Source organism: Pseudomonas sp. FP1742 (assembly GCF_030687145.1).
Classification (GTDB): Bacteria; Pseudomonadota; Gammaproteobacteria; order Pseudomonadales; family Pseudomonadaceae; genus Aquipseudomonas; species Aquipseudomonas frederiksbergensis_D.
In genome coordinates this window covers 4312927-4338027 of record NZ_CP117460.1, presented here as the reverse complement: position 1 = coordinate 4338027, position 25101 = coordinate 4312927, and the positions used below count along the sequence as shown (strand labels likewise).

The 25101-nt window shown below is 49.4% G+C and carries 21 protein-coding genes; 10 read left to right on the top strand and 11 right to left on the bottom strand.

The features are described 5' to 3' along the window. Positions 1 to 116 precede the first annotated feature (116 nt). From PSH64_RS19365 to PSH64_RS19355, 3 genes are all read left to right on the top strand, one after another. Entirely contained in the window at positions 117 to 2702 is a 2586-nt protein-coding gene (locus PSH64_RS19365) for an EAL domain-containing protein (protein WP_305478248.1), read from the top strand. An 84-nt stretch (positions 2703 to 2786) separates the two neighbouring features. Beyond that, positions 2787 to 3581: an exodeoxyribonuclease III gene (xth, locus tag PSH64_RS19360; protein WP_305478247.1), complete on the top strand. Its 795-nt coding sequence runs from the start codon at positions 2787 to 2789 to the stop codon at positions 3579 to 3581. Positions 3582 to 3694: 113 nt separating this feature from the next. Beyond that, positions 3695 to 4534 (top strand): arylamine N-acetyltransferase, encoded by an 840-nt coding sequence (locus PSH64_RS19355; protein ID WP_305478245.1) that lies wholly within the window; start codon positions 3695 to 3697, stop codon positions 4532 to 4534. A gap of 69 nt (positions 4535 to 4603) precedes the next feature. Here PSH64_RS19355 and PSH64_RS19350 read toward each other — a convergent pair whose 3' ends face one another. Both PSH64_RS19350 and PSH64_RS19345 read right to left on the bottom strand, forming a co-directional pair. Further along, positions 4604 to 4948: a BrnA antitoxin family protein gene (locus PSH64_RS19350; protein WP_305478243.1), complete on the bottom strand. Its 345-nt coding sequence runs from the start codon at positions 4946 to 4948 to the stop codon at positions 4604 to 4606. A 3-nt stretch (positions 4949 to 4951) separates the two neighbouring features. Next, on the bottom strand, positions 4952 to 5233 hold the full coding sequence (locus PSH64_RS19345; RefSeq protein ID WP_305481188.1) for a BrnT family toxin: 282 nt from the start codon (positions 5231 to 5233) through the stop codon (positions 4952 to 4954). A gap of 254 nt (positions 5234 to 5487) precedes the next feature. On the opposite strand from PSH64_RS19345, the gene PSH64_RS19340 reads away from it, so the two are divergent. Next, positions 5488 to 7005: a nucleobase:cation symporter-2 family protein gene (locus tag PSH64_RS19340; protein WP_305478241.1), complete on the top strand. Its 1518-nt coding sequence runs from the start codon at positions 5488 to 5490 to the stop codon at positions 7003 to 7005. A 436-nt stretch (positions 7006 to 7441) separates the two neighbouring features. On the opposite strand, the gene PSH64_RS19335 is transcribed toward PSH64_RS19340, so the two are convergent. After that, positions 7442 to 8371, bottom strand: coding sequence for a LysR family transcriptional regulator (locus tag PSH64_RS19335; RefSeq protein ID WP_305478239.1), 930 nt, complete (start codon positions 8369 to 8371; stop codon positions 7442 to 7444). A gap of 127 nt (positions 8372 to 8498) precedes the next feature. Between PSH64_RS19335 and lysA the strand changes: the two genes are divergently transcribed. Both lysA and PSH64_RS19325 read left to right on the top strand, forming a co-directional pair. Further along, the gene (gene lysA / locus PSH64_RS19330; RefSeq protein WP_305478238.1) at positions 8499 to 9737 is read left to right on the top strand and encodes a diaminopimelate decarboxylase; all 1239 of its coding nucleotides are present in this window, start codon (positions 8499 to 8501) and stop codon (positions 9735 to 9737) included. A 232-nt stretch (positions 9738 to 9969) separates the two neighbouring features. Then, a complete protein-coding gene (locus tag PSH64_RS19325) occupies positions 9970 to 11097 on the top strand; it encodes a histidinol-phosphate transaminase (protein WP_305478236.1) in 1128 nt (375 codons plus the stop codon). Positions 11098 to 11180: 83 nt separating this feature from the next. On the opposite strand, the gene PSH64_RS19320 is transcribed toward PSH64_RS19325, so the two are convergent. Both PSH64_RS19320 and PSH64_RS19315 read right to left on the bottom strand, forming a co-directional pair. Continuing rightward, entirely contained in the window at positions 11181 to 12407 is a 1227-nt protein-coding gene (locus tag PSH64_RS19320; RefSeq protein ID WP_305478235.1) for an MFS transporter, read from the bottom strand. 712 nt (positions 12408 to 13119) lie between these two features. Next, complete coding sequence (locus PSH64_RS19315; RefSeq protein ID WP_305478234.1) at positions 13120 to 13776, bottom strand: hypothetical protein; 657 nt, start codon at positions 13774 to 13776, stop codon at positions 13120 to 13122. A gap of 65 nt (positions 13777 to 13841) precedes the next feature. On the opposite strand from PSH64_RS19315, the gene PSH64_RS19310 reads away from it, so the two are divergent. The 4 genes from PSH64_RS19310 (at position 13842) to PSH64_RS19295 (ending at position 16871) form a co-directional block, all read left to right on the top strand. Beyond that, on the top strand, positions 13842 to 14081 hold the full coding sequence (locus PSH64_RS19310) for an acyl carrier protein (RefSeq protein WP_305478233.1): 240 nt from the start codon (positions 13842 to 13844) through the stop codon (positions 14079 to 14081). Beyond that, positions 14074 to 15591, top strand: coding sequence for an AMP-binding protein (locus PSH64_RS19305; RefSeq protein WP_305478232.1), 1518 nt, complete (start codon positions 14074 to 14076; stop codon positions 15589 to 15591). Before PSH64_RS19310 ends, PSH64_RS19305 begins: the two co-directional genes overlap by 8 nt. Continuing rightward, on the top strand, positions 15584 to 15832 hold the full coding sequence (locus PSH64_RS19300; RefSeq protein ID WP_305478231.1) for a hypothetical protein: 249 nt from the start codon (positions 15584 to 15586) through the stop codon (positions 15830 to 15832). The genes PSH64_RS19305 and PSH64_RS19300 overlap by 8 nt, the downstream gene beginning before the upstream one ends. A 115-nt stretch (positions 15833 to 15947) precedes the next feature. Further along, positions 15948 to 16871 carry a hypothetical protein gene (locus PSH64_RS19295; RefSeq protein WP_305478230.1) on the top strand — a complete coding sequence of 308 codons (924 nt, stop codon included), beginning with the start codon at positions 15948 to 15950 and terminating at the stop codon, positions 16869 to 16871. A gap of 107 nt (positions 16872 to 16978) precedes the next feature. Here PSH64_RS19295 and PSH64_RS19290 read toward each other — a convergent pair whose 3' ends face one another. From PSH64_RS19290 to PSH64_RS19265, 6 genes are all read right to left on the bottom strand, one after another. Next, on the bottom strand, positions 16979 to 18193 hold the full coding sequence (locus tag PSH64_RS19290; RefSeq protein WP_305478229.1) for an alpha/beta hydrolase: 1215 nt from the start codon (positions 18191 to 18193) through the stop codon (positions 16979 to 16981). Positions 18194 to 18261: 68 nt separating this feature from the next. Further along, complete coding sequence (locus tag PSH64_RS19285; RefSeq protein WP_253425627.1) at positions 18262 to 19287, bottom strand: C45 family peptidase; 1026 nt, start codon at positions 19285 to 19287, stop codon at positions 18262 to 18264. Next, positions 19284 to 19898 (bottom strand): GNAT family N-acetyltransferase, encoded by a 615-nt coding sequence (locus PSH64_RS19280; RefSeq protein WP_253425625.1) that lies wholly within the window; start codon positions 19896 to 19898, stop codon positions 19284 to 19286. The genes PSH64_RS19285 and PSH64_RS19280 overlap by 4 nt, the downstream gene beginning before the upstream one ends. A gap of 110 nt (positions 19899 to 20008) precedes the next feature. Then, entirely contained in the window at positions 20009 to 22024 is a 2016-nt protein-coding gene (locus PSH64_RS19275; protein WP_305478228.1) for a class I tRNA ligase family protein, read from the bottom strand. 28 nt (positions 22025 to 22052) lie between these two features. Then, positions 22053 to 23084, bottom strand: a complete 1032-nt coding sequence (locus PSH64_RS19270) for an FAD-binding oxidoreductase (protein ID WP_305478227.1) — start codon at positions 23082 to 23084, stop codon at positions 22053 to 22055. 28 nt (positions 23085 to 23112) lie between these two features. Next, positions 23113 to 24486: a lysine N(6)-hydroxylase/L-ornithine N(5)-oxygenase family protein gene (locus tag PSH64_RS19265; RefSeq protein WP_305478226.1), complete on the bottom strand. Its 1374-nt coding sequence runs from the start codon at positions 24484 to 24486 to the stop codon at positions 23113 to 23115. Positions 24487 to 25101 lie beyond the last annotated feature (615 nt).

The window sequence follows — 25101 nt, the reverse complement described above, 5'->3', positions numbered from 1 at the left end:
GGGGCGTTGATCGAGCATGACTGCTATGGTCAGTGAGAGAGTCTGGCTGTCACACCTGACCGACCGGGCCCGCCGGTCTCATCCCGACCGGGTAATCGATTGACAGGATCAAGTGCATGGATTTATCTGCCGTTACCACCGCTGCACCTGCGCGCCATACCCCGATTACCCGCAACCTGATTTTCATCGTCGGTCTGTTGTTTGTGGTCGGGGTACTGATCGCACTGTTTGCTCTGTTCAGTATTGCCGGACGGCTCGATGCCAAGGACCTGGCCAAGACCACCTTCTATACCCAGCGCGCGCTGGAAAACCGCATCACCGCCACGAAAAACTACATCGCCAGTTATGCCAACTGGACGTCGGCCTATGATCACCTGAACGGCGAGGTCGATGTGCAGTGGGCCTACGTCGAGCAGAACATGGGTAAAACCCTGTTCACCATGGATCACTACGATGGGTTTTTCGTGATCGATCCTCAGCGAACCAAGTACGCTGTGGTGCGTGGGCTTCAGGTGCAGGACGAGGCAACGGCTTATCTGTCGACATCGATGGCGACGCTTATCGAGGAGGTTCAAAGTCAGGAGAGCCTCATCAAGCCTGTCAGCCACTACACCTTGTTCGAGGGCAAGCCGGCGCTGTTGACGGCTGCCGCGATCGTACCCAACGACGAGCGTCCGGCGGTCGATCCCAAGAGCACTTCAGTGCTGATATACATCGACCAGTTGGACGCTGAAAAACTCAGTGTGCTGAGCGCCGATTACGGTTTGCATGATCTGAGGCTGACGCCCGACGACGCCATTACTCCCGCGCAACCTGCCGTTGCCCTCGCCGGCACCGGTTACAGCCTGGTTTCCCGGCTCGAGCAACCGGGTCATCAATTGCTTTGGTCGCTGTTGCCGCCACTGGGTGGGGCGCTGCTGGTGCTTGTGTTGTTGACCGCTTATTTCTTTCGCTATGTGCTGCGCACGTCCGGTCATGTGGATGCCAGTTACACCAGTCTCGATTTGTCGAACCAGGCGCTGGAGGCCAGTGAAGAGCGTTTCCGTGCGGTGGCCGAAGCGGCGTCCGACTGGATCTGGGAAATCGACGAGCAGCATTGCATTACTTATCTGTCGGGGCGCTTCAGCACCGTCACCGGGTTCTCCGATCAGCAATGGCTGGGGCAGAACATCGGGCAATTGCTCCTTTGCGATACAACGCCGTTGTCACTGTGGCTGAACAAACTCGATGAAGAGCAAGCCATCAGCCACTTGCGTTGCGCCTACCGCGATCAGTCGGGGCAACAGCGGGTTTGTCGGGTGTCGGCACGGCCGATCCAGCGCAAGGGCGCGGTGCTGGGCTATCGCGGGACGGCCAGCGACATCACCGATGAAGTCGCCGCCCATGCGCAAATCCAGCACCTGTCGTTGCACGACGCCCTGACCGGCCTGCCGAACCGCAACAAACTGGCGCGCTACCTCGAAGAGGCGCTGGCACTCAAAGAACAGTCAACGGCGCTGACGCTGTTGATGATCGACCTGGATAATTTCAAGCCGATCAACGATTCCCTCGGACACCCGGCCGGCGATGCGGTATTGCTGGAAGTCGCCACCCGATTGCGCGAGTGCACGCGAGACATCGATCTGGTCGCCCGACTGGGTGGCGACGAGTTCGTGCTGGTGCTCCATGGCATGGACAGCCACGCGGAAATCGACCGGTTTTGCGAACATTTGCTCGACAGCCTGCATCGGCCGATTCACTACGACCATCACTCGCTGCACATCGGTGCGAGCATCGGTATCGCCTTGAGTCGGCGCCAGGGGCATATTCCACAGGAGCTGATTCGGTGTGCCGATATCGCGTTGTATCAGGCCAAATCCGATGGCAAGAAGACCTGGTGCTATTTTGCCGCGCACATGAACGATCAGATCCAGCATCGCCGGCAACTGGAAACCGACCTGCGTCGGGCGATCAAGAACAACGAATTCGTGATGCATTACCAGCCGCGTTATCACGTCGATGGCAAGCGCATCGTCTCGGTCGAAGCGCTGCTGCGCTGGCAGCATCCAGTGCAAGGCTTGTTGAGCCCCGATGCGTTTATCCCGCTGGCCGAGCAAACCGATCTGATCGTGCCATTGGGCCGCTGGGTGTTGCGCGAGGCGTGCGAGACGGCCCTGACCTGGCCCGGCGCGATGATGGTGTCGGTCAACCTGTCGCCGGTGCAATTCGCCCGTAGCGATGTGATCGAGGACGTGCGCGAAGCGTTGATCCAGACCCGCTTGCCCGCCAGTCGGCTGGAGCTGGAGATCACTGAAAACGTGATGCTCAACGACGTCGATGGCGCCCTGGCGACCATGAATGCACTCAAGGAGTTGGGCGTGCGCCTGAACATGGACGACTTCGGCACCGGTTATTCCTCGCTGGGTTACTTGCGCACGTATCCGTTCGACGGGATCAAGATCGACAAACGCTTTATTTCGTCCATGAGCAGCGGCAGCAATGATCGCGCCGTGGTACAGGCGATCATCAACCTGGGCAAGGCCATGGGCCTGACGGTGACTGCCGAAGGTGTCGAGACGCTGGAGCAACTGGACTTCCTGATCTCGGATCAGTGCCATGAAGTGCAGGGGTTTTACCTCAGTCGTCCGGTGGACAGGTCGGCGCTGTTGCCGTTGCTCAACGCCTCGCAGGAAGACTTTGCGCAGCAGGGCGCGCACCTTTAGTCGCCTGTTACATCCGCCGCGGCAACTGCCGGGGCGGCCCCCGGTCACAATTGGATACCGCCCATCCGTTGCGAGCGTCGGACCATGAACAACCTGAAAATCGCCACCTTCAACGTCAACGGCATGCGTGCGCGCCTGCCCAATCTACTGGCGTGGCTGGCGCGGGAGCAGCCAGACATCGCCTGCCTGCAGGAACTCAAATCGGTGGATGGCGCGTTTCCCGCCGCCGAGCTGGAGGCGGCTGGTTATGGCGCGATCTGGCAGGGCCAGGTGTCGTGGAACGGGGTGGCAATTCTGGCTCGCGATGCGCAACCGCTGGAGAGTCGGCGCGGTTTGCCGGGCGATGACAGCGATACCCATAGCCGCTACATCGAAGCAGCTGTGCACGGGGTGCTGGTGGGCTGTCTGTACCTGCCCAACGGCAACCCGCAGCCGGGGCCCAAGTTCGATTACAAGCTGGCGTGGTTTGAACGTCTGATCTCGTACGCCAAGGACCTTCAAAGCAGCGACCATCCGGTGGTACTGGCCGGCGACTACAACGTGGTGCCCACCGATATGGACATCTACAACCCGCGCTCCTGGCTCAAGGACGCGCTGCTGCAACCCGAGAGTCGTGCGTGTTATCAGCGTCTGCTGGATCAGGGCTGGACCGATTCCCTGCGTCATCTGTATCCAGAGGAGCGGATCTACACCTTCTGGGACTACTTCCGGCAGCACTGGCAGAAAAACTCGGGACTGCGCATCGATCATCTGCTGCTCAACCAGGTCGCGAGTCCTTACCTGCAAGAGGCCGGCGTCGATGCCTGGGTTCGCAACGAACCTCATGCCAGCGATCATGCGCCGACGTGGATTCGATTGGGTTCGCGCAAACGGCGATAGTTTTGGCGCGTGCGGCGATTGGCGAAATCAATTATCGGACCGGGCGCTTTTTCCCTTATACATGGCGGCCATCGGCGGAGCGATCCGCGGGCTCCATGCATAAGGATTGAGCGATGAGCGAACCACGACTGACGAATCTTGCGCTGTACCTGCAACGCCTGGGCTTCGACGCGCCCCCGGCGCCGACCCTGGACACCCTGCGTCAACTGCAACTGCGCCACACCGGTGCGTTCCCGTTCGAAAACCTCACCACATTGTTGGGGCAACCGGTACTCATCGACCTGCCGTCCATCGAGCAGAAAGTCCTGCACGACGGCCGTGGCGGTTACTGCTACGAACTCAACAACCTGTTCCTGGCTTTGCTGCAGACACTGGGCTTCGACGCACGTGGCATCACTGGCCGCGTGGTCATGAACCAGCCCGAAGGCGCGTGGACCGCTCGCACTCACCGCTTGAGCCTGGTGACCCTCGCCAGCGTGCGCTACATCACCGATGTCGGCTTCGGCGGCATGGTGCCCACGGCACCGCTGATCCTCGACACCGATGCCGAACAACTCACCCCTCATGAACCCTACCGCATCGAACAGCATGCGGACGGCTACACCCTGCGTGCCAATGTTGGCGGTGAATGGCGGGCGATGTACATCTTCGACCTGCAACGTCAGGAAGACATCGATTACACCCTCGGCAACTGGTATGTCTCGACCCATCCCGAATCGCCCTTCGTCAAACAATTGATGGTGGCGCGGACGGGGGAGGGATGGCGACGCACGTTGAACAACGGCAGTTTTGCCATTCACCGCATGGGCAGCGAGAGCGAGCGGCGGCAGGTGGCGGATGTGGATGAGTTGATCGGCTTACTGGAAAGTGAATTCGCAATTCGGGTGCCGGCGAAGGAGGCGTTGAAACCGGTGTTTGAACGGTTGATCGAGTCGGTGCCGAAGGCAAACTGAGCATCACGCGAAGGGGCGGATTTGATCAATTCGCCCCTTTTTCAGCGGGCCGATTCAAGCGGTTTGTACCTAGGAACGAACTTCAAGCTCCATCACGCGATGGATTTCGCTGAGGGCCTCCGACAATTTTTTCTCCAGGCTTTTCAGCTCCGAGGCAGTTATGCCTTTTTTGAAATGCCCGACGTTTGCTCCAGCGGTGTTCTGATCGGGCTTCGCCACTTTGTCTTTATCGCTGAGCAACGCTTGGCGCAAAGTATTGTTGATCACAGTCTGGTAGCCATATCCCTCGTTTTCTGCCAGAGCGCGTGCAGCCTCTATGACGACATCGTCGAGCATGATGGTGATTCGGGTCTTGCCTTTGCTTGTGGCAATTGCTCCACGCTTGGCGTTGCTGAAGTCGTATTCGTCTTTCATCGTTCAAGCCTCCAAATAGTGGCGACGCTCGCCTTTGGTGGCGACGCGTGCGGAAATGATTCGCACGAAATTCGGGTCGCGATAGGTGTACGCAACGACCAGCAAGCGACCTTTGGCATCCAGCCCCATGATGATCCGCCGCTGCTCATCATGATGGTCGTCCTGAAAAGTCAGGGCTCGTTCGTCATAAAACACCGGTTCTGTCTCTGCGAGGCTGATGCCTTGATGTTTTAGTTTGTTGGCCGCGTTCTTTGCCCTGTGATACTGAATCTCGAATGACTTTATTATGCATACTTTATATGTATAAGCGAGGAGGCGTCCGTGCCGGCGGTCGCTTGGAAAGCAAAAGATTAGCGGTGAGGAGGGATAGGGGCGCAGGGATGTATTTCAAGACGTTTGGGGCTGGAGGCGCTATGGCCAAAGGGCGGCGTGGACAAGTGTCCATAATCTGACTGGTTGGTTGTATACAACTCTATGGACATTTGTCCTGAGTATTGAATACAGTGTGCGCATAACAAAAACCAGGGAACCCCCCAACCATGAAAACGCCCCATGTTTCACACCAACGGCCTGAGGACGAAAACCTTGGGATCGGCGCGAATATGGCTTATGGCCTGCAACACGTTCTGACCATGTATGGCGGTATTGTCGCGGTGCCTTTGATCATCGGCCAGGCGGCCGGGCTCTCGCCGGCGGACATCGGTTTGTTGATTGCTGCTTCATTGTTTGCAGGGGGGCTGGCGACATTGCTGCAAACCCTGGGTTTGCCGTTTTTCGGTTGTCAGTTGCCGCTGGTGCAGGGCGTGTCGTTCTCTGGTGTTGCAACCATGGTGGCAATTGTCAGCAGTGGCGGGGAGGGCGGCTTTCAGTCGATTCTTGGGGCAGTGATTGCCGCGTCGCTGATTGGCTTGCTGATCACGCCGGTGTTCTCACGGATTACCAAGTTCTTTCCACCGCTGGTGACCGGCATTGTGATCACCACCATCGGCTTGACGTTGATGCCGGTGGCCGCGCGCTGGGCCATGGGTGGCAACAGCCATGCGCCGGATTTCGGCAGCATGGCGAACATCGGTCTGGCGGCGGTGACGCTGGTGCTGGTGCTGCTTTTGAGCAAGATCGGCAGCGCGACCATCTCCCGTTTGTCGATCCTCCTGGCGATGGTCATCGGCACGGTCATCGCCGTGTTCCTCGGCATGGCGGATTTCTCGTCCGTTACCCAAGGGCCGATGTTCGGCTTTCCGGCGCCGTTCCATTTCGGCATGCCGACCTTCCACTTCGCCGCGATCCTGTCGATGTGCATCGTGGTCATGGTGACCCTGGTGGAAACCTCGGCCGACATCCTTGCCGTTGGTGAAATCATCGGCACCAAGGTCGACTCCAAGCGCCTGGGCAACGGTTTGCGCGCCGACATGCTGTCGAGCATGATCGCGCCAATCTTTGGCTCCTTCACTCAGAGCGCCTTCGCCCAGAACGTCGGGCTGGTGGCGGTCACCGGGATCAAGAGCCGCTTCGTGGTGGCCACTGGCGGTGTGTTTCTGGTGGTGCTCGGATTGCTGCCGTTCATGGGCCGGGTCATCGCCGCCGTGCCGACCTCGGTGCTCGGCGGCGCCGGCATCGTGTTGTTCGGCACTGTCGCCGCCAGCGGCATACGGACGCTGTCCAAGGTCGACTATCGCAACAACGTCAACCTGATCATCGTCGCCACTTCCATCGGTTTCGGTATGATCCCCATCGCCGCGCCGAACTTCTACGACCACTTCCCAAGCTGGTTCTCAACGATCTTCCACTCGGGCATCAGCTCCTCGGCGATCATGGCCATCGTGCTGAACCTGACCTTCAACCACCTCACGGCCGGCAACTCGGACCAGCAATCGGTGTTCGCGGCCGGTACTGAGCGGGTCTTGCGTTATCAGGATCTGGCAGCGCTTCGGGAAGGGGATTACTTCAGCGCAGGTAAACTGCACGACTGTGACGGGAATGAGATTCCGGTGGTGGAGGCAGAGCATGGGCATGCCGAGCTGCGGGCGGTGCATGCGAAAAGCAGTGAGCATGTCTAAAGATCGATAGTCAAAAGATTGCGGTCTGCGATCTTTTGACTTTATCGCAAACACAAAAAAGCCCCTGAACCTTTCGATTCAGGGGCTTTTCGATTTTGCTGTCTGGCTCACGACCTGGACTCGAATAGAAAAATAACTACCTGTTTTATAATGAAATTATGAAGATCTATAAAATTTATATCCCTACGATTATCCTAATAAAGCCCGTATTTTATGCGAATTAAGTAAATTGAGTCATGCAACGCGTTTGTTTACATCTCAGCGTTCGCTTGGGATGTGTCGATCGTGAAAGATGTGGATAGTACGGCGAAGCGGTTTTCCTTCAAAAAAGGGATACAGCCTGGATCCCAATCCGTAGCTTCTGGATGCGAAGGTTGGGTGGCTGTTTGTTTGAGTAGGCCAGCGACCTACCATGACAGCTGACTCTCAAGAGCCGCTAGCAACGAAAGCCTCCCAACCTTTGATCCAGTGCTTTTGCAAGGCGTGACGCCTCGGTATGTAACGACTTCTGGAACTCGTCGACGAAGATGGATGAGGGGCGGTAATCGGGTCTGATCAACGTGACGCGATAAGGAATGGATAAGCTGATAGGTCGAATAGCCAGCCCTCTGGCCGACTCATCCATGGCCGTTAGGGGATTAATTATAGCCACCCCCAGTTTTTGCCTGACCATGGCGCATACCGATACGGCGTTGTTGGTTTCTATAACGATATGCCTATCGACCTCAGCCTGATGGAAGAGGTCATCGACGGCCTGACGGTAAATGTCCAAGCCTGAGAGATTGATAAAGTCGACGCCATGAAAATCCCTGGCAGTGAGACACGACTTGGCCAGCCAAGGATGATGCTCTGGCAATATGCAAACCATGTCCGCGCAGAACAGTAGTTCACCGCGCGTCCCACGCGGTAGCTTCTCACTCTCTGTCAACCCGAGGTCATAGCGCTGCGCGCTGAGGGACTCCTCCAGCAAGGGGGACTCCTGTGCCGTAATACTCAATCCTATGCCAGCATGCTGTTTCTGGAAGTCCTGGCACACTTTAGGAAGCAGCGCCTGTGAAAACAATGGAAGGCAGGTAATGCTCAGTTGGCCATGCGCGAAGCGGCGAATTGATTGGGCAACGCTGTTTATGCGCTCCAGCCCGATGTAAGCGCGCTCCACCTCTTCAAGCAACATCATTGCCTGGGCCGTGGGTACCAACCTACCGCCTTCTCGATCGAACAGCTTAATTCCAGAAAGGTTTTCCAACCGTGCAAGTTCCCGGCTGACAGTGGGTTGCGAGGTGAAGAGCAGACGCGCCGCACCTGTAACACTCCCTGCCTGCATGATGGCTCTGAAAACTTCGATGTGTCTTATGGAAATGGCCAATCCCGAGCTCCGCGCAATGAGTAAAGAGCATATCGGAACTGAATGACTGAGTAAAAAATAGATATTTTATTGAATGCAGAACTCTCTGCATGATGGGGGCTTCCTCGACTCCAGATCGAATACTTCAATGCCAAATACATCTTCTTTTCAGCAATTGATCTCCGCTGTCAGGCAGCACGGCACGCCGCTATGGTGTTATGACGCCCAGACAATCAGAGCGCGAATCGACCAATTGAAGGGCTTCGATGTCATCCGGTACGCACAAAAAGCCTGCTCAAACCTGCATATTCTCCGTTTGATTCGCGAGAAAGGCGTGCTGGTCGATGCCGTGTCGTTGGGTGAAATCGAACGTGCGCTGCTCGCTGGATACAATCCTGCTAGCGAGCCGGCAGGCATTGTGCTGACCTGTGATTTATTTGACGAGGCGACATTGCGACGCGTCGTTGAGTTGAACATTGAGGTTAATACCGGTTCGATCGATATGCTCCGCCAACTGGGCGAAAAGCATCGGGGGCACCGCGTTTGGTTGCGTATTAATCCGGGGTTCGGCCATGGGCACAGTCGTAAGACCAATACAGGCGGTGAAAACAGCAAGCATGGCATATGGCATGATCAGATTGATGAAGCACTCTGCGTGATTCGCCAATTCGGATTAAAGCTGGTTGGATTACACATGCATATCGGTTCAGGTGTGGATTACGCACATCTGGAGCAAGTCGGTGGTGCAATGGTCGCGGCCGTAAAGGCGCTCGACCACGACATCGAAGCATTTTCAATCGGGGGAGGACTTTCCACTCCATACCGTCTGGGAGATGAATCGGTGGATATTGAGCTCTATGCGAAAGCATGGGGCAAAGCCAGGAAGGATATTGAAGCGATACTCAACCATCCTGTTCGAATGGAAATTGAGCCAGGCCGATTCCTGGTAGCCGAGTCAGGCTATTTAGTCACCGAAGTCCGTGCGGTCAAGAAAGCCGGTCGTCAAAATTTTATTTTGGTGAACGCAGGCTTCAACGACTTGATGCGGCCGACCCTATATGGTGCTTATCACCATATGACCTTGCTGGATGCTCAGGGTGCTTCGGTTGGTCGGCAAAAACTTCCCTATGTGGTGGGAGGACCGTTATGTGAATCAGGCGATATTTTTACCCAAGATGAGCAAGGCGTCACACCTCGTTTGTTACCCGAAGCTCAGGTTGGCGATTTTTTGATCGTGCACGACACTGGAGCTTATGGCGCCTCCATGTCATCCAACTATAATAGCCGACCACTATTGCCGGAAGTCTTGCTCGAGTGCGGCGACGCCAGGTTGATTCGACGTACCCAACCATTTACAGACTTGCTGGCGTTAGAGATGGATCTATAAAAATATACAGCCTGGCTCCACTAAAAGTGCCTATCCAAATGAGTGTTGACCTTTTCCATTAATTAGGGGAGAGCGTGCATGCGTGTCACTGATTGTCTCCAATTTAGGATTGGTGATGCGCACAGCACAACGTGCATATAGAGAATCGAAGGGACGATGTACTCGAAAACTATATGACAGTTCCTGATGCCAGGCTGTTTCAATAATGCTCAATTCGCCGAAGGATAATGATATGCATAGGCCATGGAAAGTAACACCATTATCAGAACTACCCATTCGCGATGATTTGCGAGGTCTATCACCTTATGGCGCCCCTCAGCTTGAATGTATCGCGCGACTAAACGTCAACGAAAATCCGTACGCACCGTCCCCAGAATTAGTGCGATCCATTGCCGAAGCCGTGTCGGTTGCGGTAGTGCAGATGAATCGTTATCCAGATCGAGAGTTTCTCAGCTTGAGAACCGAACTTGCCAACTATTTAAGCAGCGACACTGGCGAGCCTCTTCAAGCCAATAATATCTGGGCCGCCAATGGTTCAAATGAAATCCTGCAGCAACTGCTGCAAGTCTTTGGTGGGCCAGGACGTAAAGCCATGGTCTTTACACCGGCCTATGCAATGTACGAAGAGTACTGTCGAAACTCGCTCACGCAATTGATTTCGGTAGAGCGAGAACAAAATTTCACCTTAAACATGCAGAAAGTAATCTCCGAAGTTGAACAGCATTTACCGCATATTATTATTCTGACCTCACCTAATAATCCGACCGGAACCGCTCTCGAACTTAGTGAAATAGAATCGATACTCAATGTAGCACCAGGAATTGTCGTTGTCGACGAAGCCTATGGCGAGTTCCGTCGAAACGGTAAATTGAGCGCGGTGAACCTGTTACCTGAATTTCCTAACCTTGTCGTTTGCAGAACCATGAGCAAAGCATTCGCGTTCGCGGGAGGGCGCTTAGGTTATTGCGCAAGTGGGCCCAGTATTGTGGACGCCATTAAGTTGACCCGATTGCCTTATCACCTGTCGTCATTGACTCAGGCTGCCGCTCGAGCAGCACTTGCAGGCAAAGAAGAGTTGCTCTCTAAAATAAACCAGTTGAAAGCGGAGCGGGATTTTTCAATTATCTGGTTGCGTGAACAAGGATTGATTGCGGCAGACTCGGATGCAAACTTCATCCTGTTTGGACAATTTTCAAACCGCCGAGCTGTTTGGGAAGGATTAATAAAGCGCGGTGTACTGATTCGTGAAGTCGGCCCAGAGTCGTGGTTAAGAGTTTCAATCGGAACGTCGGAAGAAATGCAACTATTTCGTAACTCGCTAGTTGAGGTCCTTGCCGAGGTCAGCGCACCTTTGCTTTAAAGCTATCCAAGCGGGTAAGTCCCAGAGATAGATAGATAATCTAAGTGTCTCTGGGGTCTATAATAAAAGATCAGTATCTTACTCTATGAGTGTTCAAAAAACTCTCCCTGCTTTTTCGTCATGCTGGCTCGACGAAGCCCATAACTTAAGATATAAAGCGCAGCAGGGATCAGCAAGCCAACTAGGCACATCAAGGCCATTTTCATTCCTAGTACATCCACAGACGCACCTACTACTAATGTGCCAATTCCCCCACCTAAACCGCCCCAAGCATACCAAAAACTAAAGACTTTACCTTGGTTGGGGCCGCTTATCTTCAATTGCATTTCTGTCGCGAAAGGGATGTCCGCGAATGCTGCCGCGATACCGACAATGGCTACGGATGCGTACAACCACTCCGGTGGAAATTGAAAGAAGACTACCAGACATGTAATAGACAAGCCACAGAGCAAAAGAGCTTCTGACCAGAAAGAACTCTTGAAGTGACTGAGCCAAGAGATCCGACCCACCACAATGTTGGCAAGTAGTTCAAAGGCACCGTTAACAAAGAGCAGAGTTCCGTAATAGGAGTTCGGCAGATTTAACTGTTGGACTACCACCAAAGGCAGAAGGATATTTATCATCCCTCGCCAGTAAAAAGTGAAGATGGGATAATATTTCATTCGCACATGAAGGCTTTGGTGGGTTTTCAGTTCTCGATAACCTTCCGCAATATCGCTGAAGAAATGAAGGCTTTGGTTTTTAGAAGAGTCGCCCTTCGCGTCTTCGAAAAAAAAGCCTATCGCCAAAAACATCAATGCTGTGAACGCCGTGACAATCCAGAATGCAACATTAAAGTCGCCGACCAAGCCGACAAGTCCGGCACCGGCAAAATAAGAAGGCCATGTAACTGCCTGTATCATTCCATTATTTTTCGCAAGATTCTCAAGCGTTGAGTAATTTCTGAGTAATACCCTGGATGCGAGTGTACTCATAGAGACACTTACCGCTGTGAGCAAATTCAACAGCCATATCGCAATCACGACCGGTAAGCTGAAAATATTAGATATTGACAATGCTGCAAAAAGCAACCCCGAGAAAAGAGCAAGGGTGGAAAAAAACATACAACGCTTACGGTCTACCTTATCTACGATCACCCCAAAAAATGGGCCTACCACGATCCTTGGAATGGTAATCAAACATACTGCAATGGAAAGCTCCATCGCGCTGGCGCCGGTCCTGAGTAATACTAATGCACTTACGGCGGTGATAAATCCGTCGATAGCATATAAGGACGCGTATTGCAAAATCAACCTGTGAACCCTGTTCATCCCTGCTCCTTGATGTTTATGAAATGATCAAGCGATGCGTGTTTTTGTGATTTTTCTGCCGAAATCCAACATTAAAATCAACTCGCTTTTACATTCAAACGCACTCTTCATGAGGTGCACTTTGCACCATTTTTTTGGACAGCAGCACCTATCAGGTCAGATTGGCAGCGAGAAAAACGTGCGAAAGGAAGGGTGCTCATCGTACCTGTGGATGTCCTTTCCGTTTCACGACTCATCGGTTAAAAACATCCGACAATTTCGTCACTCACAAAAATCCCCTACTTGAACTTTATCATTCAGATGAACGTCGGTCTAGTAACGAAAAGTCATAGAATGACATGGTTTTCACGTTATTAGGCTTGTCGCTTAATGACTCTTGTCTCACGAAGGCATAGTCTCGAAAAATAGATACAAAAAGTGAACGGCGCAACATTTTGCATTGTAAAATAAAGAGGTTTGTAGTAGTTTCTTTATGCAAGTAAAATCAGATCATCGGCAATGATGCCTGCCCTCATAAGGAAGCGAGGATATCTACACTATGCACGAAATTAGTGCACTTTCTTCGGTCTTCGCCACGTCGGCGACACCTCACGACAAAAGAGCGGCTGGCTCGTATCTTTGGCGATTTTTTTTTCGCCTGAACTACACTCATCGCCAGTGCAAAATAAGATATTTACACAGCGAAAGAACGGGTATTTACCTATCCCTGTGTTCATCTCATCTCATCTTTAGCGCGTACGATTACCCAAGTATAAATATAGTCGTCAGCCAATACGCCGTTTCCGTGAATGACCACTTCGATTGAATCCAGCAACGAGGCGAGTCGGAAATGATTTTCATCGAGTTGTACTACAGAGCAAATATCAAGCCGCAAATGCGTAAAGTTCAAAAGCGAGCTCACGGCCTTGAAAAATGATTCTTTATATGAAAATACTGTTGTGAGGAAAGCCTCACGATTAGTGTGCTCGTCCCACACATCGTTTACCGTAAGAACTCTGGTCTTAACAAACTCAGCGAGTTCCGGAGATAATCGGTTTTTACCTTTCGTCAATCCAGCGATCACCAGATTATCGGAGTGCCCAACACTCATTGACAAATCGTCGAATCGTGGGGGGGCTGTTCGCGAAGGCCAGGAATAGGAAAGATTTTTGTCTCGGCCTATGGTTTTCAGCAATTTGGAAAGCGCCTCTCTTGCTGCAAAATGTTCAGTTTTTCTCTTACTGCCTAACTGTTCAGAATCGTGTCCGCGAGCTTGCGCGCGGAACTCAAGACTTTCGATGTCCAGAGCAGGATCAATATTTTCGATCAGCAGTGTCGTAACGTCGTCAACCTGGATCGCCTTATATGATTGCTGCACTTCTTTTTTCACTATAACCACTCGCCAAGGAAGCTGAAAATTGTCTAATTGGAACATTAACATAGGATCTGACCATCGTGAATGAGGATAAAAAAAATGCGATTCATAACTTCATCGCCACTCGGCTTGAAATCGAAACCATCCCCGCCCAAGGGCTATTAGTGGCGTTCGGATTTAGTTCACTTATGCTGGTCGCGCTTATCGGTTACATGGAAGATAATTTGGGCATCAGTTTGGGGCTGGAAGACTTCAATCCAGAAAACTTTGCGAGCTTAGAGAGTATCTATGACGCGTTCGGGGAATCCGGTCATGCATGAAAGATCACTTATAATTAACAATATTTTTGACAGAAACTTGAACCGTCGTGGACGCTTTAAGCTGCTCGAGTTTGGAAAATCCATGGAGCTTGATCTAGACGAGCTATTGAACTTAGCCTTGAAAGCGAGCCGATGGTTAGCCGATAGAAATATAAATCCAGGAGACACCATCATAATAAGTGGTGCAAACTCTCTTACTTGGATCGTGATCGATTTGGCGGCGAAGCACCGTGGAGTTATCGTTGCCGGCATGGATAAAGATTTCTTCATGGGCAATGAGGAGCTCATTGCTGATCTGAATATCCGACATATTTTTCTAGATTTCGATTACGTCTCTCAGTTACACCCGATCTGCCGTTTTAACGACCTATTGGAAAATTTAAATACGATTGACGCCGCAGCGGAAGATAGCGCCTATGAGTTCAGTTCGAAAGATATTTTTTCGCTAAAGTTTACTTCTGGTAGCACAGGTAACCCAAAATGCCTAGAAGCAACGGCGGAGAGTGTTAGTTACTCAATACAATCTGTCCAGAAAATATTCAATCATACGAATGACGATAGTTTGCTGGTTTTCCTTCCTCTGTCGTTGTTGCAACAACGATACTGGATCTATTCGGCATTGCTGTTTGATCATGACGTTGTGCTGACCAATAATAGTTTAGTCTTCATGGCGTTAAAAAAATTCAAGCCGTCAGTAGTAATGGGAGTACCTGGTTTCTATAAACAGGTTTTTGAAATAATCAACTTGAAGATGCGTGATACTTCAGATCTTTCAGCCAAGGATTGTGCCACGTCTATTTTGGGCGAGAATATTCGCTACCTCTGGACGGGCTCTGCACCTTGTGACCTTGCCGTAATTAATTTCTTTGCAGATATTTATATTCCTCTTTATGAAGGTTATGGGATGAATGAGGTATGTATCGTCTCTAAAAACTACCCTGGCCATTCCCGCCCCGGAAGTGTTGGTAAACTTCTGGATTATAAAAAAGCCATTATCAATGAAAACTCGGAGCTCATCATTTACTCTGAATACCCTGTAAATAACAAATACAAAATTTCCGCGCCAGGCGAAAGTGAAAGAACATTTGTAAGTGAAAACTGCGTAAGTACAGGTGATCTTGCTTACCTAGATGAGGACGGTTATTTGTTTATTACGGGGCGCGTGGACGATTTGATTGTACTTGACAGCGGCAAAAAAGTTCCGCCGAGTAGTATCGAATCCCGCCTTGCCAATTTGGAAGGCGTTGCTCATGCGGTGTTGTATGGGATGCATAAGCCGTTTCTTACGGCACTTATTTCTTTAGAAGATAGTTCAAAGGAAGAGTTCGTTATAGAGCAAGTTTCTCAGTTTAATAATACTGTATCTAGTCATGAGCGTATCGGAAAGCTTAGTTTTACTACGAATAAGTTTACTGTAGCGAACGGATACCTGACTAACCAATTTAAAGTGCGTCGCAAAGTAATCATTAATGAATTCAAAGAACAACTGGAAAACCTTTATCATGCATGAAGCCATCGAAAAATCAGTCCAGATAACCCTCAAAAAATTTGCGAAATTGGAGGGGGACGTGAAAATCGATCAAATAGATAACTTATTCGATATTCACAACGTAACGTCCATGATGCTGATTTTTATAGTTACTGAGTTATGCGAAAAGCATGAAGTCGATCTGGCGCGACTCACAGAACAAGATCTTGCCAAGTTAGACACGGTCGGCAGTCTGGTTTCTCTCATTCAGACCCACTCATAGAATGTCTTGTAGGGTAGCTATTGATTAAAACTTTTACGTGTCTGATGTGGGCGGTACTGAGCAATTTTATAGATTAGATCTCCTTAATTACCTTTCGAGAATCATGGGAACGATAATGAATGACGGAAAACTTTTCGAATATGATAAGAATCTTTTTGATAGAAGTTTTTTGAACTGTGGGCAGCGGCATGTGTTGGTAAGGGCCAGCGATTTCGGCAAAGAGGTTTCTGCTATATTTCACAATGCTTTAGTTAGTCCTGGCCTTATTGCTGAGCAGATCATTTGCAATAAGTCAGAAAAGTATGAGTTCACGAGCTCTTTTTTTGATGAAGCTATCCTTACGGCCAATGGAATACTTGTCCGGGAAAAGCGATACAGCAGCTTTCAAGATTTCCTTAAGGAATACGAGCCGCTGGCTAATAGATTTTATTTGATATCAGGGGATGTCTATTATTTGCCTCATTGTCCTGAGTACTTAAATAAGCATTTGTCGCACTTTGCGCTAATTGGTGAGCTTATGGCTGATCAAGCCATACTGATAGACGACGACAAAGATAGTATTCTCAGGACTTACCACTACGGACTGAAAAATTTATCTGATTTTTTTGATAATGATACAGAGAAGACCGTTCTAGAAGTCACTTTGACTGATAGCCTTCCAAGCGACGATGCTCAGTTGCACAGTAGTTACATTGAGCAACTCGAGTACGAGGATCCTACAGATTTTATGATTTCATTCATAGAGTCTCCCTTTGATTCCGGCGCAGTAAAATCGAAAATCCTGCACGATTTTTATTCTCTGCTTCACGGATCTCGAAAGACGTATAATTTCTACCGAAACAAACGCGGATTTAATAATGAAATCACCACCGCTCTTTTTGCAGAAGTGCAACGTATTTCTTATTCTCTTAAAATATTCTTGCTCAGAAGTCCTAGTCTGCAAAAGTTGAACTCAGCGTCATTTCTAGATGCAGTTCGTAAATTACACGCGCTAGACTCTGAGCTTATTGATAATATAAAGTGTTACTCAAAAGCTTGATTTCTTCTGACATCTCGTACGAAAACTCCCTTTGATGTGCTGGTCGGCTCGAAGGGAGTTTGTCATTCTAAGGGGGGGCACATTAATTTTTGTGCCAAAACACAAACCTATTGGCTTAGCTTATCCAATACACGCCAAATTATTTCAGGTTGATCAATGAGAGTGTAGTGACCGCAGTGCAGACTGCATATTCGTTTATAAGAAATTCCGTGTGACTCTAGGAAATACTCAGCCTCGCGATTGTCGACAATATTGTCCAGTTCGCCTTGAATCAGGTATGTCGACACTCCTTTGAATGTGGCTTTGTTGATCTCCAAATTTATCTTGTTCAAATACCGTTTAGCATAAAACGCCAAAGAGTTGGGTTGCAGGTAGACGCTGTTTATAAGCTTCCTTGCATGCCAACTAGGTTTTCTTAATGTGTCGAGAATAACGGCGTCCTGGTCTATAATTGCATTCTCTTCAATGCCATTTGAATTGAGTGAATTTCGGAATAGTCCCGCGTAAATAGAAGAAAATGCGGGCTTGTCTACAACGCTTTGTAGTGCAGTTATCAGTTCGGATTCATATGCTAATAATTTTTTAGTCGTCTTGAAGCTTGGCGATATGCAGACAAATGATTTGGCTTTGATATCTCCTCTATTGACCAAGGAAACTGCGATATCATTTCCATCGCACCACGCTGCCACTGTAATTGAAGAAGACTGAAGACTTTTTAAAATTACCGCCACATTATCGCTGTCCTCTTCGGTCGACCCTATCGCTGTCTGTCGTCCTTCTTCAAAGTCAGTAGAGGAATATTGCGGAATTACAACATCCCAGCGGTGCAAGCCGGGTAGCATTGTTGTCCATACGCGCCATGAAAGTCCTATTGGACCTAAGAGCACCAATGTGCATTTACTGTTGTTAGGATTAATACGTATGAACTTGTTACCTGCAATTTCCTGTGACTCGAACATTGGGGATTGATCGGGGGCTGCTCGGGGGGGCGGACTGGGAAAGCTTTCCTCCTGGTCCAGAATAAGATTAGCGAGTAGTTCACTTCCAGGGTTTATCACGTTGAACATTACTGAAGATTGGTGCTGTTGTTCTAAATGGTTCAGAAACTCCGATTTTTTGCGTAAAGAATCGGCATCCGTCCGTTTGTCGAAGGTGTCCAGGCAAATATTAAAAGACACCTGATGGTCCGTGCGAAACTTTGCGGTCAGATTTTTCAGTACCGTTATGCCCATTATCTTGCCCTGATGATTTCGTTGTTCATAGCGATTAAAATGGCGGGCATCGTATAACGGAAGGCTCGCCTTTTTTTTGGTTTGGCCCATCAAATGTAATTTGGCTAACTCAGCGAGTGCATAGGTCTTCCATTTACTTCAAAAAAATCTTGAGTAAGTTAATTTAATGAGAATCGGATAGTTTCTGATAGGGACGGATCTCCGGGTCGCAGGTACATTTCCCCTCTACCTGGATACATCACGACTGCGGAGACCGTTCTTTCACGACGGATATCACCGATATCAGAAACGCAAAGTGGCGGTAAAGAGAAGGCGTTGAAACATATTTTCTCATCATTTGGTATCAGACTTGCTAACTGCGATATTGCATCAAGCCGCCGATTCGAGGAGTTTCGGGCGAACACATTGATTTGATCATCTGAAGCAAAGTCTGGATGCAAGAAGTGGTTTGTATGCGCTACAGGTGATATTTCTAATATGCGAAGTTCATCACCTAACACTTCTACCGCAAGCGCTTGATTCCTGTCGCATAACGTAAATGACCGCGAGCTTGACAATGGAAGCGTCCGAAGTATCTCAACGGCGTCCTCGACCGTACTCACCGTATCCAGCAAATGGCGGATTGCCAAGTACGGAGGAATACCTGGCTGCCAAGCACCGCCTAAAACGAGATTTAGACCTACGGCTAATCCACCGTCATTGATTCCCAAGTAACCCAAAAGGCCACCGTAACTCAGGACAAGGGAGCGCTGGGCGCTCCCCCTAATATCCAGAACGCTGATGAAGTCGTCGAGATTGCCGTTCAAATCCACCGTTTGAGCAAGAATTGGTTCAGCTGCGACAGATGCGAATGTTGAGCAGTCGCCAAGTGTCATTCGGCTGTAACCAATAATTTCTCGGCGTAGTTGCAACATCCAGGCATCTTGGAGCGAGATGCCTGCACCAACGGCTAAACCTTCTACCTCACGAGCGATATCTGGAAGATACTCCTCGACTACGGCTTTATGAGTGTTGATAGTCTTTTCAAGACTATCACTGGTTAACGGCTCTCGAGTTAGCGAATCTATGCGACTACGCCCGTCGTCAACAAACGAACGAAGTGATTCTGCCAATGCTTTGCCATGCTGCTCCCCCCGTTCGAAGGGAGTCCCGTGTAGGTTTACATAGCTAACCGTCTTATTCACAAAACTTTTCTCGTTGCGCTAAATTTTGACTGCTGAGAGAGCTGTGCATTAACATCTGGCCATTCGCTTGCAAGGACGCTATAAAATATTGCATCCCGACGGCGACCACCAGGCATGAAATTAAAGCTTCTTAGGGTTCCTTCTTCTGTAGCACCAATATTTCGCAAACCAGAACGCGCGCGTGTATTCAATATATCTGTTTTAAACTCAACTCTGAGAGCTTCCAGTTTCTCAAATGCTTGCTCCATCAGAAGAAACTTTGCCCAGTGGTTGATACCCTTCCCACGGAATTCGCTTCCCAACCAGGACCAACCTATTTCTAGCCGTGCTTCCGCCTCGGCCAAATTGCCATAACTCATACTTCCCGCAATTCGTTGAGTTTTTTTGTCAATAACGACATACACCACACGACGACCTGCGGCATGGTCAGAGAGCATCGCGTTGAAAAAATCGTCGAATTCGTCCAGATTACTGACCTTGAAAACAAAATAGGTCCAGATTTCTGAATCCTGCGCTAATGCATAAACAGCTTCTTTGTCTGACTCCAACACCGGACGCAAAAGGACATGTTCGTTTTCCAGGTGTTCAGATATTTGAGATTGCCATTTCATTTATTTTATCCTTGTATGAGTTCTTGAAGACTCGATTTTCAGTGCTAAAAAAATTGAATTAACTGATACTTCTATCAGTTCACAACTGAAGCGCGAGCATCCCCACCACCTCAAGCATCGATTTTTTCTGGTGCGTCTTGCGAGGTTGTTATTGGGAGAGCGAAATAAGTTACCTTGTCTAAGTTAATGTTCGCACCAGGCAAGACCAAGTCGACAGTTTCTGGCCACGCATGGTCCTCAACTTCCGAAATGGCAAAAGCCAATTTTTTGGCAAACCGCGGCATTAGAGGACGCGCTACACGTGAGAGCAACTGAGCTGCTGCCAACTCCAAAGCAATTGAAGTTCGAGCTTCATCTTTCCATTCGCTCGAAACCGCGAGGCGTTTTTGCAGGGATGAAAATGCAATAGTCTCCTCGACGATCTCATTGAGTTTTCGGGCGGCCCGGCGAAGTGAGAAACCATCGGAGTTTAGAGCGTTGCTGATACCTGACAGGTGTTCTGTCAGTTGTGCCAGAAAAGCCGAATGCTCTCGGGTCCATATGCCTGCGTCTGGCGCTTTGCCGCCATATGTCTGGCTAACACGCGTTCCCAAATCCACCAACCAGGTCTGCCAACAACCTATCAAGGTTTCCTTCAGTGCTTTTTCGTAGTCTGCCATACGGAAGTTGGTACGCTCTCCCTCGGGTCGTGTAAGGCAAAGGTAATAACGAACAGCATCAACACTTGAAGGATTGAGTATTTCTTTTCCCCACACAGCGTGACGACGGCTAGTAGAAAACTTTTTTCCGTCAAGAAGATAAAATTCGTTGTAGTGATAGTCGATGTCAGGTTTCCATTCGGGATGCGCTAGGCTGTACAGAGCCGGATAAAGAATCCCATGATAGAAACTGTTGTCATAACCGAAAAAGTGCACAATTTTCCAGTCCTCTTGAGGGGCTTCAGCACGCCATTTTTCATTTAAGCGTGCGCCCAATGCTTCGATCCCATAGAGAAATCCAAAGCTCATTTCAGGCCAGACCCAAATGACTTGGCCGCTCGAGTCCTTTTCTGACGGGGACACCCCCCAATCTGAAAAGTGAGTTACCGGGACGTCTAGGGAAGATCTCTTGAATACTCGTTGCGCCAGTTCTTTAATTCTGGCGGGGACACGGCCTAGTTTATGATGGTCAGCGACAACTTCTGCAAAGTCATGCAGAGGCAGCAAATGTTGCTGCACTTCTGACAAGACCGGTGCTTTGTTGCTGATCTTTGATACGGGTGCGATTAGATCCGTAACAATGTTCGGTTCTCCACATTCTTCGCAGATATTGCCATTCGTACCTCCACCGCAGCCTGGACATCCACCAGACACATTAACTTCGTAAAGGTACTCTCCCGTTACGTCATCCACTAGTGCGGTAGCGGTTCGCGACTCGACTTTACCAGACTGCACGATCTTGGAGAAAAATTGCTTGACTCCGGAATGATAGTTTTCAACTGCATCAGTTACGGTGTATTGATCTATTTCTATATCCATGGCTCGCAGTGTTTCTCGTATTTCCATGGAATAATGTGCCGCCACTTCTTCAGGTGTCGAACCTTCTCGTTCAGCTAATGCGACAACGTAGCTTTGATAATCGTCAGAACCAGTAAGGTGCCAAGCACGGTTACCCACTAATCGTTGATACCTTACATAAGCATCGGCACCAAGGTAGGGACCAGACAAGTGCCCAAGGTGTAAATCACCATTTGGGGTGGGAGGTGTTGAAAATACAAATTGTGGACGACCTTGATGGTTCTGTCTTTCTTTTGAAAGTGCGGAACGTACTGCCCATTTGGCATCTCTCCAATATTGCAGGAAAAACACCAGATCAGTCGTAGAGGTGTTGGTTATTACATGGGACTCAAAGGGCTCAAACAGCGCGACAGTACCAGCTTTCACCTGATGACGATGACCATTAACCAGCAATTCGCCTTCCCCGGCGATAATTACAAAGAATTCAGTCTCATCATGTTGATGACTGTTGGACGATTGACCGGGCAACACCCGTCCCCATCCTGAATTAAAAACCAGTCCTTCTAGGCTGTTCGTCTGAATTCCAAATGCGTCGGACAGGGCGTTCGCATCATATTGATTGATGATCATTTGTACACTCCATGTATAACTAAAATATTTAGATGAGTTTTACTACTTGTGCTGCAATCGCAGGCGCCAAGCGATATCCGGAGCCATTGGCTCCTCCCGCAAATATGAGTCCAGTGCCATCCAGTGCTTCGACTATTGGTTCTCGGTTTGAACTATAGGCATCACAGAACACGCGACCAGAGCTGATTCTTTCAGCAAATTCTGGCATGTAGCGTGACAAAATTGATCTTGCTTCAGTTAGGTCTTGCTCAGAAATGGAGCGGCTAATTGTTCCAGGGTCTACATCCCATTCATTACAGGTGTAGCTAAATAGCCAGTGACCTCGATCATGACGAGGCAGCAGAAAAGCATCTTCGTTGTGAAATACTGTCATGCCATCTGTAGTTGAAACCGGAGCTTCGATATGAACGGCTACGATTTTCTTTATTTTAATAGGCAGATCGAATAAAAAATGTCGCCAGGCAGGTTCGTTAACCCATGAGCCGGGCGCAAGGACGACCCTATCGGCGCGGATCTTCTCTCCAGTACTAAGGGTTAGACAATAATCATCGCCTAGAGAAATTTTATTGACCCGGACACCTTCAAAAAGTGATATATGGTTGCGTAGGCGCTTGAAAAGTTGCGCGGTTAATCCGGCAACATCAGCGAAACTCGCATTATTCACCCGCCATATCATGGAATCGCTAGGGATGGATATGCCAGCTAATTCCGGGGCCTCCCGAGGAATCGAGGTTAATTCGGCCTTGGCCAAGTAGCACAGTTCGATCTGCGATTGCTGTTCGGGTGAAGCTATCAGTGTCATGGGTACCGGAAATATTGGCGCTCCAGTCTCTGCTTTCAGTTGTAGATAATACTCCTGACTTTGCTCGGCCATGAAACGTACACGCTCTGATACCCCTCGCGGAAAATGTACCCCGGCCGATCGAGTTGTAGCCCCGGTGCCAATCAGATCTCGCTCCAGAACAGTGATCGATTTCTCTGGATACTGTTCTGCCAAGCGAGTCGCAATCATAGCGCCCACGATACCGCCGCCAACAATTGCAATATCTGTTGAAGTCATAATGAGTCCCACTATTAACTTAGGTTGCTTAGCGTCCGTTAGACATTACTTTTAAAGTATCGAACCCGATTAATGATGAGACGGTACTTTCTGTTACGTCATCAGGTTTTAGTCCTTTCCATGTTATGAACGAGGACAATTGCTCTTTGGGTTGGGCTTTATCGAGGAGTCGTCCAACAATGCGCTGCGCCCGCCAGGCATTCAGACTTAAATTGACATCAGGAAGCCCACGCTGGCCGCGCACACCATTTTGCATAAATATGTTTCTATTCGCCGGTCCATCCCACTGTACTGCGAAATCATCATCCACTACGTACTCACCGCCTTCGCTGCGCAGGCGTTCTTTCAGTGGCGCAAGAAAGTCCTTACTTGCGGGGCTGAAGCCGGTGGCCCAAACTACGGCATCGATCTCCAGAGCTTCGGGTTGTTCTGGAAAGTCGTTATGGATCAACGTCAACTTCCATTCGCCGGCTATATCTTTCGAAGGTGTAATATCTAGGACGCTGCGGTTTGGGTATAAGCCTATAGCACGTCCATCATTGTCGACGAAGCGAGAATAGTAAATTTTCTGATATATCGCTCGTAGCGTGTGTTCGGATATCCCATCGGAGGTCAGGATGTTTTCCTTAATTGTTTTATTCCGGACACTGGGGGGGAGTTGATTAAAGTAGTTAGAGTAATCTGGAATGAAGGTGTCATTGGTGAAGGTTGAATCATCGATCGGGGAAAAGTTTCTACGGCGCGAAATCCAGCAGATCTGGGACGGGCGCTCGTGAAATGGTCTGGACAGAAGGTCCAGGAACACCTCCGCGCCAGATTGTCCACCGCCAACGACAGCAACTCGTTTACCTGCAAGATTGGAGGACTTCTGCAGATATTCACAAATGTGAAAATTCTCTTTTCCAAGGTGCGGCTTAGCAAATTCTGGCACCCAAGGTTGGGTACCCACGCCAATAGCTATATTGTTGGCGGTGATGGTGCGTTTATTAGTCTTAATGATAAAAGCGTCATTGAAATTAATATGCAGAACTTTTTCGCCGAATATTACGTTTTCATTTTTCTCGGCAGCCCAAGCTAAGTAGTTTCTAAATTCTCGACGGGGTACCTGAGCGAATTGGGCATTGAGAAAGTGATAGATTCGCCCTTGGTCATGAAGATAGGAAAGAAAAGTAAAGCGGTTCGTTGGATCAGAAAGGCTGGCCAGGTCTTTAAATATTGAAACCTGCAATGTAGCTCCATCCAGCATCTGTTCGTCGTGCCAAGAGAACTGCTGCTTTTGATCAATAAACAAATTTGGAGCTTTCTCGTTGTTGTGGAGTAACGCTGCCAGGCTCAAATTTGCGGGGCCAGCGCCGATTCCGACGAGATGATAATGTTCCATTTCCATGTTTACGACGTCCATGACTGAGCACCTTGCGCTGATATCTGAAGCATTCATTAGAGTTGATGTCCTTACTCAAAACTTCCCTGTAACACTTGCAAAGTGTTGCTGAGTTACAGATGGATTTCTCAACCGCCGCGCGCACTCGTACCGTGACGCCCAGCGATGCCGAGTGCCACTAGATGACTTATGCGTTAGATATAGTAAGTCTGATTTTATTTTTTGTTGCGCCGCAAGGACTACATGCCTACCTCAGCATGCATTTATCCACAACCAAAACTGCATTTTGTGCGAGCCATATACTTGACTCAACGGACCCGTTTTTATGGAACGAAGCGCAAGCATTTCGGCCTAGACGCTTTAGTAGCCATGTAAAGAAAAGGGTATGAAAAATCACTAAGTATTTTATAGGCGATACTATGTACTAGATCGATAGCCTGATCTGGGTTGATCGTTCAATCGAATGATTTACACGAATTTATGGTCAGCCGGCAGGTAGCAAGCTGTGACCAAATCTTCAAGGGAGGGATAAATCCACTGGAAGTGCCGTGATAAATTGAAAAATCATTTACGCATTTTTTAGTGCGTATTCCATAAGTACGGTCTAATTAGACCTCAAAAAAACTTACCATCCAT